The sequence below is a fragment of the Prevotella sp. P6B4 genome (assembly GCF_000619985.1).
Classification (GTDB): domain Bacteria; phylum Bacteroidota; class Bacteroidia; order Bacteroidales; family Bacteroidaceae; genus Prevotella.
Genome location: NZ_JHVE01000004.1, coordinates 189,681 through 205,335, shown reverse-complemented (window position 1 = coordinate 205,335; position 15,655 = coordinate 189,681). Strand labels below are relative to the sequence as shown.

Genomic DNA, 15,655 nt, shown 5'->3' with positions numbered 1-15,655 from the left:
TCATGGTCTGAAATAGATACTCACCAACAGTTCGCGGCCTCGGATGGGCTGTGATAATGAGTATTTCATCAACTGCGTATAAGTGGTATAAGCATAATGATTCACATTAAGCATGTTCTTGAGCGTAAAAGTGAGTTCGAAGTTTGACCGGAGTTTCCAGATGGCTTTAGCATCCAATAGGAGATGATCGGTGTACTGGTGCCGCACGATTTCGTTGTGATAATATTCGCCGACAAATGAAAGCAACAGCTTCTTAACTGGCGAATAATAAAGCGAGAAACTATGCTCAAAACTCTGAAGGCTGTTGGCAGCCTCATTCCCCATACGCAGCCTGCTATTGCCATACTCCAGTTCGTACTTCCAGTTGAGTTTCTTAAACAATGTACCGTTGATGATAGCATCGAGCGACAGGAGATTATTTCGATAAGCCGTCAACACTTCACCTGTAAACATTTCGCGATCGTGCTGTAGCCAGTTGACATAGAGCTTAAACATGCCACCCATGAATGGCAGCATGGTCTCGATATTACCATTTACAAGCCACGAACTACTATGGTTAGGACAGAGCATCAATCCATTTATCAACCAGTCGCCATCGAACGACTGGATAGACACAAACGGATTCTTGTTCCACATACGGGTGGCAGTAAGAAAGCCAAATACCCCATTAGAAGAATTCTGATAGAAAGCAGATAACGCCACACTCTTGCCCGTGGCTGTGCCATATTCAGTAGTGCCACGCGTCATAGTGCGATAGTTCGTCATCAGCTGTCCGCCAAAGTGGTTACTGATATTGTAAGGATTCTGACTGATACCGCCTGTGAGCGACAACGAAAGATTCTGAATGCCTCGATACGATACACCCAAGCTACTACCATAATTCAAATCATCGCACTTGCTATCACCAAAATCGTAGTGATAGTAGCTCAGTGGTAGGCGTAGGGTAAAGTTGAAATGGCGATGCGGATATTTCAAAGTTGGTGTCAGATAAGTCTGATACCTACGGATACGATCGTCGTTCAGACTGCGATCAAGGTAGTTTATACCACCTTCCATCGCCACAACAAAAGCCCCTACGCCCAGGTCGTAGTTCACATGCTCATCGCTATAGAACGCGTGCCGCCTTAGTGCCTGACGGTAGTTGGCACCCTCCCTCACCACCAAGGTATATTGCGGCAGCCACGCCCACTGGTTCTGCGAATTGACCGTCAGTGCGTTCTTACCCTTGCGATGGATGTACTCCAGTGAGTTGCTGAGTTGATGACGAGGCAGATAGAGGTGCTGGGTGGCATCATAGGTACCCCCTGTGAGCACATCGCCCCCATCCCACCCCAAGTCGGCTCGCAGGATATTGTTCAGATAGTTACTGTCGCGATTCACCTCGATGGTCATCTTGGCTGCCAACCGCTCTATACCAGCCATACTATGCAAACGGTCTTCGATCATACGGTTACCTGCCGACTGAAAATATTCCGTCTTCGATTCGTACTCATGGTGCTGGCGATCCGTAAGATACGACACCTGGGCATCGAGCGTGGCATCGCGACCAATACCAAAAATCCAGTTGGTAGATAGCAGATGTGTTTTATTGAACAACGTACGCTGCTGCTCCAGTTCCGACTGTTTCCCTGCGGGCAGCGCCAGATAGTCGGTCTCACTGTATGTCTGCGATTTTCTATCTAAGATGTCGATATGTTCTCGGATGTCGCGCTGCAGGTCCTCGCCAGTATTGTTGGTCTTATAGGTAGAAATCATCTGCCATTGTTTATTAAACATCATGTTCGTGAGGTTACCATTCCATAGTTCTGGTGTGCCCAAGGCTGCATTGATAGTCGTAATGAGATGCGACTTCGAACCGTCTTTCAGTTTCAGGTTGATAGCAGCCTGCTCTGATTCCGAGAGATTCTTTAGGGCTTTTACAGGCTGGTGATTCGTCATCACCTCAACGCTACTCACATCCTTATGCTCTACGCCCTTCGTGGCCAGTCCATATTTGCCTTGCAACAGATCCTTGCCTTCGATATAGAACTTATTGATGGGCATGCCGTTATACGACACCTTGCCATCTTCGGCCACCTGTATGCCTGGCATCTTTTTCAGCACATCACCAATGGAGCGATCGCCGTCTTTAGCAAAGCTGGCCACGCTATATACTAAGGTATCGCCCCGCTGGCGAATCTTCTGAGATTTGATTTTCACCTCTCTCAACTCGATAGCCGACTGCTCCAAGGTTACATGATATTCCGTTTGTCCAGATACAAAAGGAATGGTATTTTTCTTATAGTCAATGATTGAGAAATGCAGTGTAGCAGGATTTGAAGCGACTGTAAGCATATAGGTGCCATCGGCTTTGGTTTGTACAAAGCTTTTGGTTTTGTTGTCTTTATCTCTTGCCGACACGATTACTTTAGCCAACGGTTTCCCACTCTGGCTATCCGTAACACGTCCTATCACCCTTATCTGAGCTGAACAAACAAGGGTAGAGATGACTAAAAAACAGGAAAAAGCTAATATCCTTATCATCAAGGGGTTATTCATTTAATATCAAATTCAGTGTATTTGATGAACAAATTCAGTGAATTTGAACAACAATTTCAGTGAATTTGTTTTTTAATCTAAGTGGATTTGTTCGGTTACTTATAGTCTAACTCTATCAGATCATAGGGATCTTCGGTCTCCTTTGGTGGATAGCCAAGCATCACATCATCAGCATTGGCCTTCTTAATAAGCGCTAATCTCTGTTTCCACATCTTCTTAAGTAGATCAATTCGATCGGTACGCTCATAGCGATCGCCATTAGGTGGTTCGCTATGATAGATGCGTTGTTTATCAGGCATCTCTATCCCCCGGAGTTCCCAACAGTATTCATCGGTACTATCTCTGACTGCCAGAATCAGTCCTGGCAAACCATGAAACTTATACGGTCCATCACTGATAGGAATCTCTTCTGTGAACCAAGCCGTATAGTGACGCCCACGCCAATCGCATTCAGCCCGTTGACAGGGGTAGCCAAGTATTACAGTGGTATCGGACAGTATCTCCCAAGCCTGCGGTTCCATGGCTTCTGTATAGAAAATCCGCCTGGACGTCACCCAATCCTGAACCGTCAAGCTATCCTTGGGATAATGCTTATAGATTTTTGTGTCTTCTCCTTTCGGCATGATAGCCATCATCATTGCAAACGATTCATCCTTGGTCTTTCCTTTGGCTTTCAGCCCTGCTCTCACCCGTCGGTGGTACTCTTCTTTTGCCTGCGACGTGGTGTAAAAGAGCGAATCTTTCTGAAAGCCATTATAACTGTAGTATTTAGACAGATGATTGCCTATCGCCAGCAGAAACGTCTCATGCTCCTTAAAATGACGAGAACGGACGAACATATAATCCGTGTACTCGTAAGTACACACAATCTGAGCAGTATCTATCACCTGCCAATGCCAGAAAGTCTCCTGTATCTGGGCTGAGACGGGGCTGATGCGACAAAAGCACAACAGCACAACGAGGGTTAAGGGCTTTGCTTTCATATTTCTGATTAGTTTGATCCGTCTTTTTTAAGTATTATCTTCTGGTCAGTCATATCGCTCTTTACCTGTATGGAGACTGTGGCCACACCAATATTCAGAAAATCTACCACTGTACCTTTGGGTACTTTAAGCGAGAATTTACCATCAAAATCAGTTATCGTACCTGTTGTACCGTCATATACCTTTACAGCAGTTCCTGGCAAGGGATTGCCTTCTTCGTCAACCACCGTTCCTGAAATCGTCAGCAATGCGGTTTCCAGCTGAGGTTCCGTGTTTTGGGTACTTGGCTGTTTATGAGACTGAACTACAGGGGCTGGTACCACCTTCTGTGGCACTGGCGTCTGAACAGTATCAGTAACTGGATGGATGGGAGCAAGTTCTGGCGCCTGATAGTGAATCATCGTCTGAGCATTCAAAGCTAAGGTGATGGCTACAACGGGGAGCAGATACAGCACCTTGAGCAGACGCGAGGGCTTGGAACGATGGCGCGCCATCATCTGAAAACGTTTTTTCAGTGTTTGTTGACTGATGGCATTGGCCAACTTACACTCCAGTTTGGCATTAGCTCTATCCATCAGCAGGTTCAGATAGTGGTGTGCATCTACGCCACCCGAAAGCACACTGGCATCGGCCTCATACTCATGAACAGCACGTAACTCACTACCTATCAGCCAGATGGCTGGATTAAACCACTGCAGGGCAATCGCCAGTTCCATCAGCAACAGATCGAATGAGTGATAGCTATTGATATGTGCCCGCTCATGAACCAAGAGGGCCGAATCCTGCAATTGATAGTCGCGACGCGAAAACACAATGGTGTTCCACCAACTGAACGGAGCAATATTCTGAGCGCAAACGGCAATGGTGGTACCATCCGCTTGCGGGTGCTGCTCGCAATGGCTAATCAACTTATTCAAACGATAGATGCTGATAGCAGTATGGAGCAGTTTCAATACTACGCCTGCAAGATAAACGAGGAATAGCCATAGGAGGGGATTACCGTAAGTTGCTGAGGGGCTATCCGATACAATACCAACTTTAACATTAGAGCTAGATACAGACATGGATGCAGCCACAACCGTTTTGTGCAGGGTGATTTCGCACAGCGGAAGGATAAAGGCTATCAAAACCGACAGGAGCAGGATAGCCCGATTAAAGCGGTGGAAAGTCTCACGTTCCATCAGCAAGCGATAGAACAGATAGAACACTGCCAACAGTATCGCCACCTTACCTATATATAATAGAAACGCCGTTATCATCGTTTTGCCTCGATTTTTGTCATCAGTTCCTTCAGTTCTGCCAACTCCTCGTCGGTATATTGCTCCTTTTTGGCAAAGAAGCTGACAAGCGATGTGAATGAACCGCCAAAAAACGTATCCTTTACATCACTGATAAACGAGTAGGTATAATCTTCCTTGCTCACCAACGGCGAAAAACGATTGGCCTTACCTACCTTTTCTGGCTTTACAAAACCTTTTTCGGTCAGAATCTTCATAAACGTCAAGATTGTTGTATAAGCTGGCTTAGGTTCAGGATAGCGGTCGATGATGTCCTGAATAAATCCCTGCTGTTCTGGCAAGCTCCACAGGATGTTCATCACCTGCGTCTCGCCCTTGGTTAGTTGCTTCTTTTTCTCTTTCATTGTTATGACGTTTTAAGTTTCGCCTGCAAATATATACTAAATATTTAGTAGTTCCAAATTTTATCAACTAAACTTTTAGTATTTAACATCATTTAGCTCAATTATTTGGTGGTTTCACCAGCAATCACTATCTTTGCAGCGCAGGAAGTATAGATAAACGATGAAACAAGAAGTTAATCCGCAGGAAACCAGCAGGGCAAATGCTTTCAGTCTTTGGATGAAGTCGCCCGTGCCTATGGTTACGTTTACCAAAACGTTCGATGTAACACGACTGTATAAGGTGTGCAAGCGCAGGGGTGTGAAGTTTAACACGCTGCTGTGCTGGTGTATGGGGCGTGCCGCCAGTGAAAAGTCCGAGTTCTACCTGCTACCCGAGAACGGCAAGCTGTACAAGTACGACCGCTTGGCCATCAACGTGATTGTCAACCACAAAAAGGGCGATATCTGTTCGTGCGATGTGCCTTATAGCGATGATTTTGAGCAGTTCGCTGCCGATTACCAGCGGATGACACAGACAGCCATCGACACTTGTGAGAGCACATTCGATGAGGAGGCGATGATTATCGGTACCTCGGCCATGACGGGTACAGAACTCGATAGCATCGTCAACCAATACAGCGGCATTTTCAATAATCCCTTCCTGGCGTGGGGCCGCTATCGCAAACGTTGGTTCAAGGTAACGCTTCCCATCTCCATGCAGTTCCATCATGCCCAAATGGATGGCGGTCATGCCGCCAGATATCTCGAGGATTTGCAGCAAATCATCAAGCAGCTGTAACCCTAAGTTCCAAAGCTGGGAACTACCAGTTATTTTCGACAAATGAGCAGAACGATCCCAATACTCCAGCATCATAATTTCTGCTACACGTTCTAGCATAAAAGTGTCTATAACACCAAATTTTCGTGTTTTACCACTTCTTCTACTTTCTGATAATGTACCTCATAGGTAACCGACAATTTGGGATGTATGTTCATCATTACCACATCATCATACGGAGAGTGCGCTGAGCACTGGAGCGCATCTCCTTGATTTTATCGTTGTACTCTTTGTTTTCAGTGGCTTCAAGGAACTTATTGAAATAGTCACGGGCTTTGTCACGCTGTTTGAGGACAAAGTAGCACTGAGCCATCTGGTAGGTAAGCTCGTTTACATCTTTTTCCTCAGCATAACGCATACATTCCTGTAGTTCCTCCAAACGGAAATCGGGTTCCGACTTTAACCTGAAAGCCTCAGCCAATTCCTTATGCAGACGAAAAAGTGTCTGGCGATCAGGCATCAGTAGTTTTTTGGCCTCATCGAGATATGATAAAGCCTCAGCGCCAAGACCAACCTTGTTGCTCACAATACCTAATACAAAGAGACAATAAGGATGATGGTCGTTCTTTTCGTAGGCACGATACAGATAGTCGTAGGCAGTGGAGTTGTCGCCCATACGCTGATAGGTCAACCCGAGGGTGTAGAGGGTGCCAAAACAGGTGTCGCCGATAGCCTCCAGTTTTTTCAACTCCAGTTGCGCCATATCGTAGTTGCCCATGTTATAATAAGCCTCACCTAATTGGCGGTTGATGAGGATATGGGTTGAATCTTGTTCAACGTACTTACGACAGATAGTGATGACCTTGTCAGGGAAACTCTTCCAAGCGATATCACCCTGCCAACCTTTATTCAGGCGTGGGGTATAATCGGCTATCAAAGCAGCATCATAAGGATTGTTTTTCAGCATTTCATCGGCCCAGTAGGCCAAAGAGTCGTTCTGTCCCAGCTGAACAAAGTTATTGTAGTACAGGCGCATATCCTCAGTGTTCAAACTGTCGGCAGACATCTGTCGCAGACAGTCGAGACTCTTGTTGAAATAGCCACGTGATGCTAAGCGAACGGCATCTGCACGGAGTCTCTCAAGTGTTTGAGCTGAGATAGTGAATAGCGAACAGTTGATAGTGAATAGTGTTATAAGGATTCGTTTCATTGGCATTTCTCCTTTTCTAATAATGCTTTGATTTTATCGATTGCCAGCGTAATACTGATGTTCTTGGCGATGATACGGCCAGAGCGGTCAACGAGATAGTTATGAGGAATGGTCTGAATTTTAAGTTGTTGATACTCTGGATATAATGCTCTTTTCTTATCATCATAGGCGTAATAGTTGTAAATCTTGTAGGGGCGATCAGTCTGTCTGGCGTCCTTGTTTCGCAAATCCTTTTCCTTAACGGTGCTCCACCACTGCTTACGATTCTCGTCCATACCTATCAAGCATACTACCAGATCATCACGGAACTCCTGTGCGGCATAGCGGATATTGGGCATCTGAGCCATACAAGGCTGACACCACGAAGCCCAGAAATCAACCAATAAGTATTTTCCGCGAAAATCATTCGTATTCTGCTTGGGACCATTATAGAGTCGCAGATTCATGTAATCACCCACTTTCAGCGGTTTCATCGTAATGGTTTCATCCTTCTTGAATCGCTCGCTATAAACACGCAGTTCCAATGCTCCCCAGATTTCAAAACTCTGTGCTGACATATAGGAACCCATAGTACTATCATTCACGAAGGCTTTCATCGGCGGATAATCAGGAAAACGCTTCAGCAGAGAGTTCATCATCGCATCAACCTCTTCCTCTTTACATGGATACATCGTAGGGTATCTACGGAAGGAATAAAACACATGGCTTGCCGCATCAATCACCGAATAGGGGCTATTGCCAGTACAGGCATAGTCCATGATAAATCGCTCCATCTTGGCTTCCTCCATCTTAGCCAGCAAATTAATCGAGTCGCGTTGTGCATCACTCAAGTCATATAGACGCGCTTGACTGTTCTGGTTAAGATATTCCTGACGGATACTATCCTTTTGAAGCTCAAACCTAACCATCTCAAGTGTAGAAGGCGACCCCTCTACTTTATCTATATAGCGGAAACGGAAGCCATCGTCCTCATCACCAATATGGATCGTCAAGCTATCACCGCCCTTCACCACAACGGGCACACACTGAGGTCCACGACGCTGGAAGAGCAGATTTACATTATACTCATAAGGCACAAAGCCATGCATGGTACCCACCCGATGCTCAGCATCGAAACTGATTGAGTCGTGTAGTTGCATCTCCTTCTCAATCATCGAGTACATATACAGTTTCTGAGTTTCGCTGGCAATAGCAGAATCTATCTTCACCGTCACCGCAAACCTGTTTTCAGGCACCCCCACCCACTTCTGGGCAGAAGCACTGATGGTCTCGAACGCCAACAACGTTACCAGAATGATACTTCTCATATTTTCGTTTTTTGTTTAACGGCACAAAGTTACATAAAAAAACGATAACCAGATGCAATAAATGTTTGAAATTTGTTTGCATCTTTGTGACAAACAAGACAATTGTGCCATTTTTTTTGTATCTTTGCAGCGTTTTATCAAAGTAAGAGTCATGGAGATAGTTATTATTGGTTCTGGAAATCTGGCCACGCAATTGTCGCTGGCACTGAGTGAAGCTGGACATCATATCCAGCAAGTATATAGCCGAACAGCTGAGCATGCTAATGAGTTAGCCGATAAGTTAGGGTGCACATACACCACATCCATCGATGAAATCAGCCAAAATGCAGATATGTTCATTATCTCCGTCAAGGATGATGCCATCAGTAGATTAGCCGAGAAAGTTGGACGTAATGCTAAGAATGGCATTGTGGTACACACAGCAGGCAGCATATCAATCGACGTACTGAAAGGTAAGGCACAGCACTACGGCATACTATACCCCATGCAGACATTCTCGAAAAACAGAAAGGTGGACTTCAAACCGATTCCGTGTTTTCTTGAGGCTTCGGACGAGGAAACCCTCAGCGTTATCCGCTCGTTGGCAGAAAGTATATCTGACAATGTGGTGCTGGCCAATTCGAGTCAGCGCAAAAAAATTCACTTGGCAGCCGTGCTGGCCTGCAACTTCACTAACCACTGCTATCGCTTAGCCGAAAAGGTTCTTGAAGAAGAACAAATAGACTTCAAGCTTTTCCTTCCACTTATCGATGAAACGGCGAAAAAAGTATCAGAACTAAATCCAAAACAGGCCCAGACTGGCCCTATGGTACGCTACGATGTAGGCGTGATGAACATGCAGATTGACCTATTGAACGATGAACGTACCAAGCAGATCTATCGGTTGATGGCCGAGAGCATTCACGAAGATGCTACATCAGCAGATGATACATTCCACCCGCAAAAGGCTTGACCACACCTTTCATCTCAAGCTGGAAGAGAATGGCGGTTAGCTGACCGATAGAAATTCCACTCTTGACACTCAGGATATTTAATTGCAGATCGTTGGTTTGCTGTAGCAGACTCACGATTTTCTGTTCATCATCTGATAGATCAGGGAAAAGTTGGCGCTCGATACCTTCAGCCAGAGCCTGCTGACGAATCACGTCATGCTGCCACCCCATAGCATTCACAAAATCTTCGGCACTGGTAATCAGCGCAGCCCCATTATCGCGAATCAAATGATTACAACCTTCGGAATACGGCAAACCAATGTTGCCAGGAAAAGCAAACACCGCCCGATCGTAGCTCTGGGCTATCTCGGCAGTAATCAGACTACCACCTTTAGAAGCACTTTCAATCACAATTGTCGCGTCAGAACAACCGGCCACGATACGATTACGACGCACAAAGTTAGGTTTATCAGCATTGGTCAGGGTCATAAACTCAGTCAGTAACCCGCCATGTTCTACCATTTTTGCAGCCACATCACGATGATGATAGGGATAAATCTGATCGAGTCCGTGAGCCAATACTGCCAATGTATCGTATCCCTGTTCAAGTGCCTGCTTATGCGCACAGACATCCACACCATAAGCCAGACCACTCACAATAAGCACTTGGGGACACATCTCATGCAACTCTCTGACAAACTTGCGGATAATATCTTCACCATAACGCGTCATGTGACGTGTACCAACAATACTGATTATCTTCTGTTGATTCAAGTCTGCATGACCTTTATAATATAGCACTAACGGTGCATCAGGACATTCCTGTAGCCGTTGAGGATAGTCGTCGTCCATCAACGAAAAAGCTTGAATGCGATGCTCTTCCATATATTTCATTTCAGTTTCTGCCCGTTTCATCGCATCGCCCCAGTCTTTTAGCGCCTCAATGAGCCGTGGCGTACATCCTTCAATGATATCACCGATTTCATTTCTGTGCTCATACAGATTCTGTGCACTGCCTGCAGCCCTGTATAGTTCTAAGGCCTGCTGAAAATTGAAGTTCGTCAGACGCGTGAGCGCCATTGCATAGAAAATTTCCTGGTTCATAAGTTTATTTGCGTTTAAGATATTCGTAACCAAAGCGACAACGCAAACAGTCTTTCTTATCGCAATATTCCTTTTTGAGCTGTATCAGAGCTTGCGAGTCACCAGCCGTCTTCACAGGCAATCCCACCTGTAGCCACATGCGGATGATATGATTGTTCTCAGCCTTCAGTTGTTCCAGAAAGTCGAAGGCTCTATCACAAAGCACTTCTTTGGAGCAATGCCGTCCATAAGCAAACAACATAGGAATTGCCGTGTTGATAGTCAACAGATTAATGGATCCGTACGACAGATGTTTCTCGTTTTTAGAACTGGTAGAGCCAAATGTATAGTGCGTCTCCCAATAAGGGGTGACGTGCGAACTGAGAACATTTTTCAATTGGTCGAGAGAATCACACTCTATCAGCTGACTCAGCCCCGCCTTTTGCTGGTAATACAGATTGGCCAGCTGGGATATTCGGATATGCGGGAAGTTCTGAGGGCGCAGTCGCAAGAATCGCCACAACTTAAAATCAATCGGTCTCATCGAGAATTTATGCGCTAGATACTGATACTCGTTACGCAAACGGGCAAAGTAGCCGTCGTTGAGTGCCTCCGTCTGATAATACGCTGGTATAGCCTCAAGTTCTAGTAATCCAGCCTGTCCCATAAAGATGGCTTCAATCTGGAACAGGTCATCTCGATGGTGAGCAACCGCATTGAGCGGAATGTTACGTGCCCACTGCTCAAACACATCACCGTTGATGCCAAATCCATAGTTTCGTGCCAAAGTCATGAAATAGGCACCCTCCCATGATCCATTGCAAAGTTTAACCCGCTCACGGATATCCTCAGTTTTGCGTTCCAGACGCTCCGTCTGCAGTGCAGCCATCCATGAATGTACCGCCAGCGATGGCAAGTCAGGGATGATCTTATAGCAAGCAGGGTACTCCTCTGTCCTTTTAAGTTCATCGTAATGCGCTTGCACATGCTGTGGCACATCCAGCTGAACCTGAGGCACATACTGTCCGTTGCTCTTCATCACTTCCGTATCTAGCACCTTCGCCACATGCAGAATCACATTATCGTAGTCGCGATTCTTATCGTGACCATGCTGATACCAGTCGCTCGACTTGTCGTGGATTTCCACATTGCCTGCCCACATCGTGTCGTTGATTCTGATTTTGGCATTGACAAAATCAGGTCCGGAATCGTGATTCATTTTACCAGGGTCAATCACCTCTACGAGTTGACCGTCACTCGTTCTCAGCTCTTTGAGCGGAAAGAGTTTCAACTTCCAAGTGTAATGGAGTAACTGTTCCATCTTGACAAATTTAGTTCGATAGTAATATTTTGCGTACAAAAATACATTATTCCTATGAATCAACCAAATTTTATCAGAAAAATGTTTAACTTTGCAGCCGAAATGAAGATTGGAGAGATAGAATTTGGTGAAAAACCGGTGTTTTTGGCACCGATGGAGGATGTGACAGACATTGGTTTCCGACTGCTGTGCAAGCGGTTCGGAGCTGCTATGGTATATACGGAGTTCGTCAGTGCCGAGGCACTGATACGTGATGTCAAGTCGACGATATCAAAACTAACCATCAGCAATACCGAGCGACCTGTAGGCATACAAATCTACGGCCGCGATGTAGAGGCTATGGTCGAGGCTGCCAAGATTGTAGAACAAGCTGGTCCCGACTTGATTGACCTGAACTTTGGCTGTCCTGTAAAAAAAGTGGCAGGCAAAGGTGCTGGCGCAGGTATGTTGCAAAACATCCCCAAAATGCTTGAGATTACCCGTAAGGTGGTGGATGCCGTGAAGCTTCCTGTAACAGTAAAAACCCGTTTGGGTTGGAACCACGAGCAGCTCATTATCACCGAACTGGCCGAACAGCTGCAGGACTGCGGCATCAAGGCGCTCACCATTCATGGGCGCACCCGTGCCCAGATGTACACAGGCGAGGCCGACTGGACGCTGATAGGCGAAGTGAAGCGCAATCCCAAGATACATATCCCCATCATCGGCAACGGCGACATTCACAGCCTTGACGAGGCCGACGAGGCCTTCAACACCTATGGCGTGGATGCCATCATGATAGGCCGCGCCACATTCGGCTGTCCGTGGATATTCAGCCGGGAGGAGCTCAGTTTCAATCAGAAACTCGACATCCTTGAAGAACTGCTACGCATCAACGTGGAGCGCATAGACGAGAAGCGAGGCATCCTCCATACCAGAAGACACCTCGCTGCCACTCCTATATTCAAAGGCATTCCCGATTTCCGTCAAACACGTATCGCCATGCTGCGAGCCGAAAAGATGGATGAGCTGATGCAGATTCTCGAGGACACGAGAAAACAGCTGGGCTAATCCGCCTATTCATTAAAACCAGTTCATCAATGACCGCAGATAGGCTGTCAGTTCGCCAGCCATCTTCTCATCCTGATAAACATTAGGATGCCAGTCATTGCCGTACCACGCATCGTCTGAGATGGGGCTCATATCAAAACGGTACACCTCAGCATCGCCCGCCTTCCTGGCTTCGGCCACAACACCATCGAGCAACTGCTTCACCTGCTGCAACTCCTTGTTGTACAGCATCGAGCCCGACAGAAAAACAATCTTAGCCTGGGGATTATGCTGGCGCACCAGCTGCAACAGCTTCTGATAGCCCTGCTTGAGCAACCTCAAATCATAGTTGTTGGTCGACATATCGTTGGTGCCCAGGTTGATACACACCACATCGGGCTGATAACGGGTGAAATCCCACTTCTCACGTAAGAAACTGGCCTCCTGGCGCAGTTTCAGGTCGTAAGCATAGCCTGTATACTCATATTGAACAGGCATGCACGAACGAGGCGAACCGCTCTTAGCCTCGCCATAGTTGCGATAGGCACCAATGCCGCTACGAGCCACCACCCAGTGCTGGGCATCCAGGTTGCGCGCCGTGATCGAGGCATAGCTGTAATAATGATTCTCTGTGGCATAATCGAAATGCTCCTCTTTCTTCAATCCTTCGTTACCATAGCCACAAGTGATAGAGTTGCCGATGAATTCAATCTTTCTTGAAGGCAAAGCAGGCGCATCAACCAGTTTTTTGCCCTTATCGAGCACAAAGCCCCAGAACTCAGGATAGAACTCGTAACCCTCAATGACATACATCAGTTTAACCGTATGCACGCCATCGGCCAGCGCGGTGGCCAGCGTAACCACCGAATCGCGCTCACCACGAAACGCCACCTTGAAAGGCTCGGCCTTGTCTATCTGCGCCATAAAATAGCCACTCTTGGGCTTTGCAAGCATCCGCAGGGAAGTGCCCTCAAAAGCGGCAGAAATCTGAATACCTGGATAATTAAAAGCCGGACGGTCAGGATTGGTAAAACTTATACGTCCGGTGTACTGAATATGCTTATCAGTAGGACGGATGATACTTCCCTGAACGGGTACTGTTTTAATGGCCATCAGCTGTTGGCACATCATTGCCACGAAGGCAAGAATAATTACTTTTTTCATATAATTTTAGCTTTTGCCTGCAAAAATACAAAAAGTTTTCGTATCTTTGCGCCGTTAATCCAAAATATTTTTAATTATGCAAGGAATAGGACTCATATTCGGTATAATCGTTGCATTGGCGGTTATCGTCATCGGTTATTTCATCTCAACCCAGCGTACACTGGTAAACCTTGATGAACTGTGCAAAAATGCCCTGAGCCAGATAGAGGTTCAGCTCAATTCGCGTTTCGATGCGATTATCGCTTTAGCCAAGACCGCTGCCCAATATGCCAAGCACGAGAGTGAAACCATCATCCAAACGGTTCAAGCTCGTGGTGGTAACGCTCCTGCAAATACACCAGCAGCCATCAACCAGCAGGCCGATTTGTTAGGACAGATGATGGGGCGTCTGAACGTCGTAGTTGAACAATATCCAGAACTGAAGGCCAGCGATCTGTATGCCAAAGCACAGGACGGACAGAAGGAATACGAAGAGCATGTACGTATCTCACGCATGGTTTATAACGATACCGCAACCAAGATGAACCGCATGGTTCGTCAGTGGCCTTCAAGCATCGTCGCTTCGATGCTGCACTTCGACATGAAGGAATATCTTAAGGTAGACAACGAACAAAAGAAAGAGTATCCTAACCTCGACGAAGCATTCAAGAAGTAATGAACGAGGATTTCGACATACGCGAAGAACGCTTCTCGCAGGGAGAGAAAGACTTTGAGAATGCTTTAAGACCGTTGAGTTTTGGTGATTTCAGCGGTCAGAAGAAGGTTGTTGAGAATCTAGAAGTATTTGTCGAGGCAGCCAAGTATCGTGGCGAGCCACTCGACCACACATTACTGCACGGTCCTCCTGGACTGGGCAAGACCACTCTCTCGAATATCATTGCCAACGAATTGGGCGTAGGTTTCAAGATTACCAGCGGTCCTGTACTGGATAAGCCAGGCGATCTGGCAGGCATCCTCACATCGCTCGAAAAGAACGATGTGCTGTTTATCGACGAGATTCACCGTTTGTCGCCAGTAGTCGAGGAATATCTCTACTCGGCAATGGAAGACTACCGCATCGACATCATGATTGATAAAGGCCCCTCGGCACGCAGTATCCAGATTGACCTGAATCCGTTTACTTTAGTGGGAGCCACCACTCGCAGCGGACTACTGACAGCTCCGCTCAGAGCGCGTTTTGGTATAAACATGCACTTGGAGTATTACGAACCCGAAACGCTGCAAACCATCATCGAGCGTTCGGCAGGCATCCTTGGAGTACCCATCACAGAAGATGCCGCCTTGGAGATTGCAGGTCGTTCTCGTGGAACGCCCCGTATTGCCAACGCCCTGTTGCGCCGCGTACGCGACTTTGCTCAGGTGAAAGGCAATGGTATGATTGACACCAAGATTACTCGTATAGCCCTAACGGCTCTGAATATCGATAAGTATGGTCTTGATGAAATCGACAATAAGATTCTGCTGACCATCATCGATAAGTTCCGTGGCGGTCCTGTAGGCATTACCACCATCGCTACCGCCATCGGCGAGGATGCAGGAACGGTAGAGGAGGTTTACGAACCATTCCTGATTATGGAGGGCTTTATCAAACGTACCCCTCGCGGCCGTATGGTTACCGAACTGGCCTACAAGCATTTTGGCCGCAATCCGTACGGCGGAAACATTATGCAACCCAATCTGTTTGACTGA

Annotated in this window: 14 protein-coding genes; 5 read left to right on the top strand and 9 right to left on the bottom strand. The window is 46.6% G+C overall.

The features are described from left to right. The 4 genes from T491_RS0104410 to T491_RS0104395 all read right to left on the bottom strand — a co-directional run bounded on the left by T491_RS0104410 (position 1) and on the right by T491_RS0104395 (position 5,163). Positions 1–2,523 carry a carboxypeptidase regulatory-like domain-containing protein gene (locus tag T491_RS0104410; RefSeq protein ID WP_197018793.1) on the bottom strand — a complete coding sequence of 841 codons (2,523 nt, stop codon included), beginning with the start codon at positions 2,521–2,523 and terminating at the stop codon, positions 1–3. Positions 2,524–2,633: 110 nt separating this feature from the next. Then, complete coding sequence (locus T491_RS0104405) at positions 2,634–3,521, bottom strand: GLPGLI family protein (RefSeq protein ID WP_028902814.1); 888 nt, start codon at positions 3,519–3,521, stop codon at positions 2,634–2,636. Between the two features lie 8 nt (positions 3,522–3,529). Beyond that, a complete protein-coding gene (locus tag T491_RS0104400; RefSeq protein ID WP_081773233.1) occupies positions 3,530–4,780 on the bottom strand; it encodes a carboxypeptidase-like regulatory domain-containing protein in 1,251 nt (416 codons plus the stop codon). Next, the gene (locus T491_RS0104395; protein ID WP_028902812.1) at positions 4,777–5,163 is read right to left on the bottom strand and encodes a BlaI/MecI/CopY family transcriptional regulator; all 387 of its coding nucleotides are present in this window, start codon (positions 5,161–5,163) and stop codon (positions 4,777–4,779) included. The genes T491_RS0104400 and T491_RS0104395 overlap by 4 nt, the downstream gene beginning before the upstream one ends. Positions 5,164–5,323: 160 nt before the next feature. On the opposite strand from T491_RS0104395, the gene T491_RS0104390 reads away from it, so the two are divergent. Further along, complete coding sequence (locus T491_RS0104390) at positions 5,324–5,941, top strand: CatA-like O-acetyltransferase, family 2 (RefSeq protein ID WP_028902811.1); 618 nt, start codon at positions 5,324–5,326, stop codon at positions 5,939–5,941. A 199-nt stretch (positions 5,942–6,140) separates the two neighbouring features. Here the strand turns inward: T491_RS0104390 and T491_RS0104385 are convergent, their stop codons facing one another. After that, a complete protein-coding gene (locus T491_RS0104385; protein WP_028902810.1) occupies positions 6,141–7,130 on the bottom strand; it encodes a lipopolysaccharide assembly protein LapB in 990 nt (329 codons plus the stop codon). Then, on the bottom strand, positions 7,127–8,437 hold the full coding sequence (locus T491_RS0104380; RefSeq protein ID WP_028902809.1) for a TlpA disulfide reductase family protein: 1,311 nt from the start codon (positions 8,435–8,437) through the stop codon (positions 7,127–7,129). Before T491_RS0104380 ends, T491_RS0104385 begins: the two co-directional genes overlap by 4 nt. A 61-nt stretch (positions 8,438–8,498) precedes the next feature. On the opposite strand from T491_RS0104380, the gene T491_RS0104375 reads away from it, so the two are divergent. Next, positions 8,499–9,389 carry a Rossmann-like and DUF2520 domain-containing protein gene (locus T491_RS0104375; protein WP_155950029.1) on the top strand — a complete coding sequence of 297 codons (891 nt, stop codon included), beginning with the start codon at positions 8,499–8,501 and terminating at the stop codon, positions 9,387–9,389. On the opposite strand, the gene dprA is transcribed toward T491_RS0104375, so the two are convergent. After that, positions 9,349–10,473, bottom strand: coding sequence for a DNA-processing protein DprA (gene dprA / locus T491_RS0104370; RefSeq protein ID WP_028902807.1), 1,125 nt, complete (start codon positions 10,471–10,473; stop codon positions 9,349–9,351). The two genes, T491_RS0104375 and dprA, sit on opposite strands and share 41 nt — an antisense overlap. 4 nt (positions 10,474–10,477) lie before the next feature. After that, positions 10,478–11,773 carry a DUF2851 family protein gene (locus T491_RS0104365; RefSeq protein ID WP_028902806.1) on the bottom strand — a complete coding sequence of 432 codons (1,296 nt, stop codon included), beginning with the start codon at positions 11,771–11,773 and terminating at the stop codon, positions 10,478–10,480. 102 nt (positions 11,774–11,875) lie between these two features. Between T491_RS0104365 and dusB the strand changes: the two genes are divergently transcribed. Next, positions 11,876–12,823, top strand: a complete 948-nt coding sequence (gene dusB / locus T491_RS0104360; protein ID WP_028902805.1) for a tRNA dihydrouridine synthase DusB — start codon at positions 11,876–11,878, stop codon at positions 12,821–12,823. A 12-nt stretch (positions 12,824–12,835) separates the two neighbouring features. Here dusB and T491_RS0104355 read toward each other — a convergent pair whose 3' ends face one another. After that, positions 12,836–13,966: an SGNH/GDSL hydrolase family protein gene (locus T491_RS0104355; RefSeq protein WP_028902804.1), complete on the bottom strand. Its 1,131-nt coding sequence runs from the start codon at positions 13,964–13,966 to the stop codon at positions 12,836–12,838. Positions 13,967–14,042: 76 nt separating this feature from the next. On the opposite strand from T491_RS0104355, the gene T491_RS0104350 reads away from it, so the two are divergent. Together T491_RS0104350 and ruvB are read left to right on the top strand one after the other, a co-directional pair. Further along, entirely contained in the window at positions 14,043–14,621 is a 579-nt protein-coding gene (locus T491_RS0104350) for a LemA family protein (protein ID WP_028902803.1), read from the top strand. Continuing rightward, positions 14,621–15,655: a Holliday junction branch migration DNA helicase RuvB gene (ruvB, locus tag T491_RS0104345; protein ID WP_028902802.1), complete on the top strand. Its 1,035-nt coding sequence runs from the start codon at positions 14,621–14,623 to the stop codon at positions 15,653–15,655. The genes T491_RS0104350 and ruvB overlap by 1 nt, the downstream gene beginning before the upstream one ends.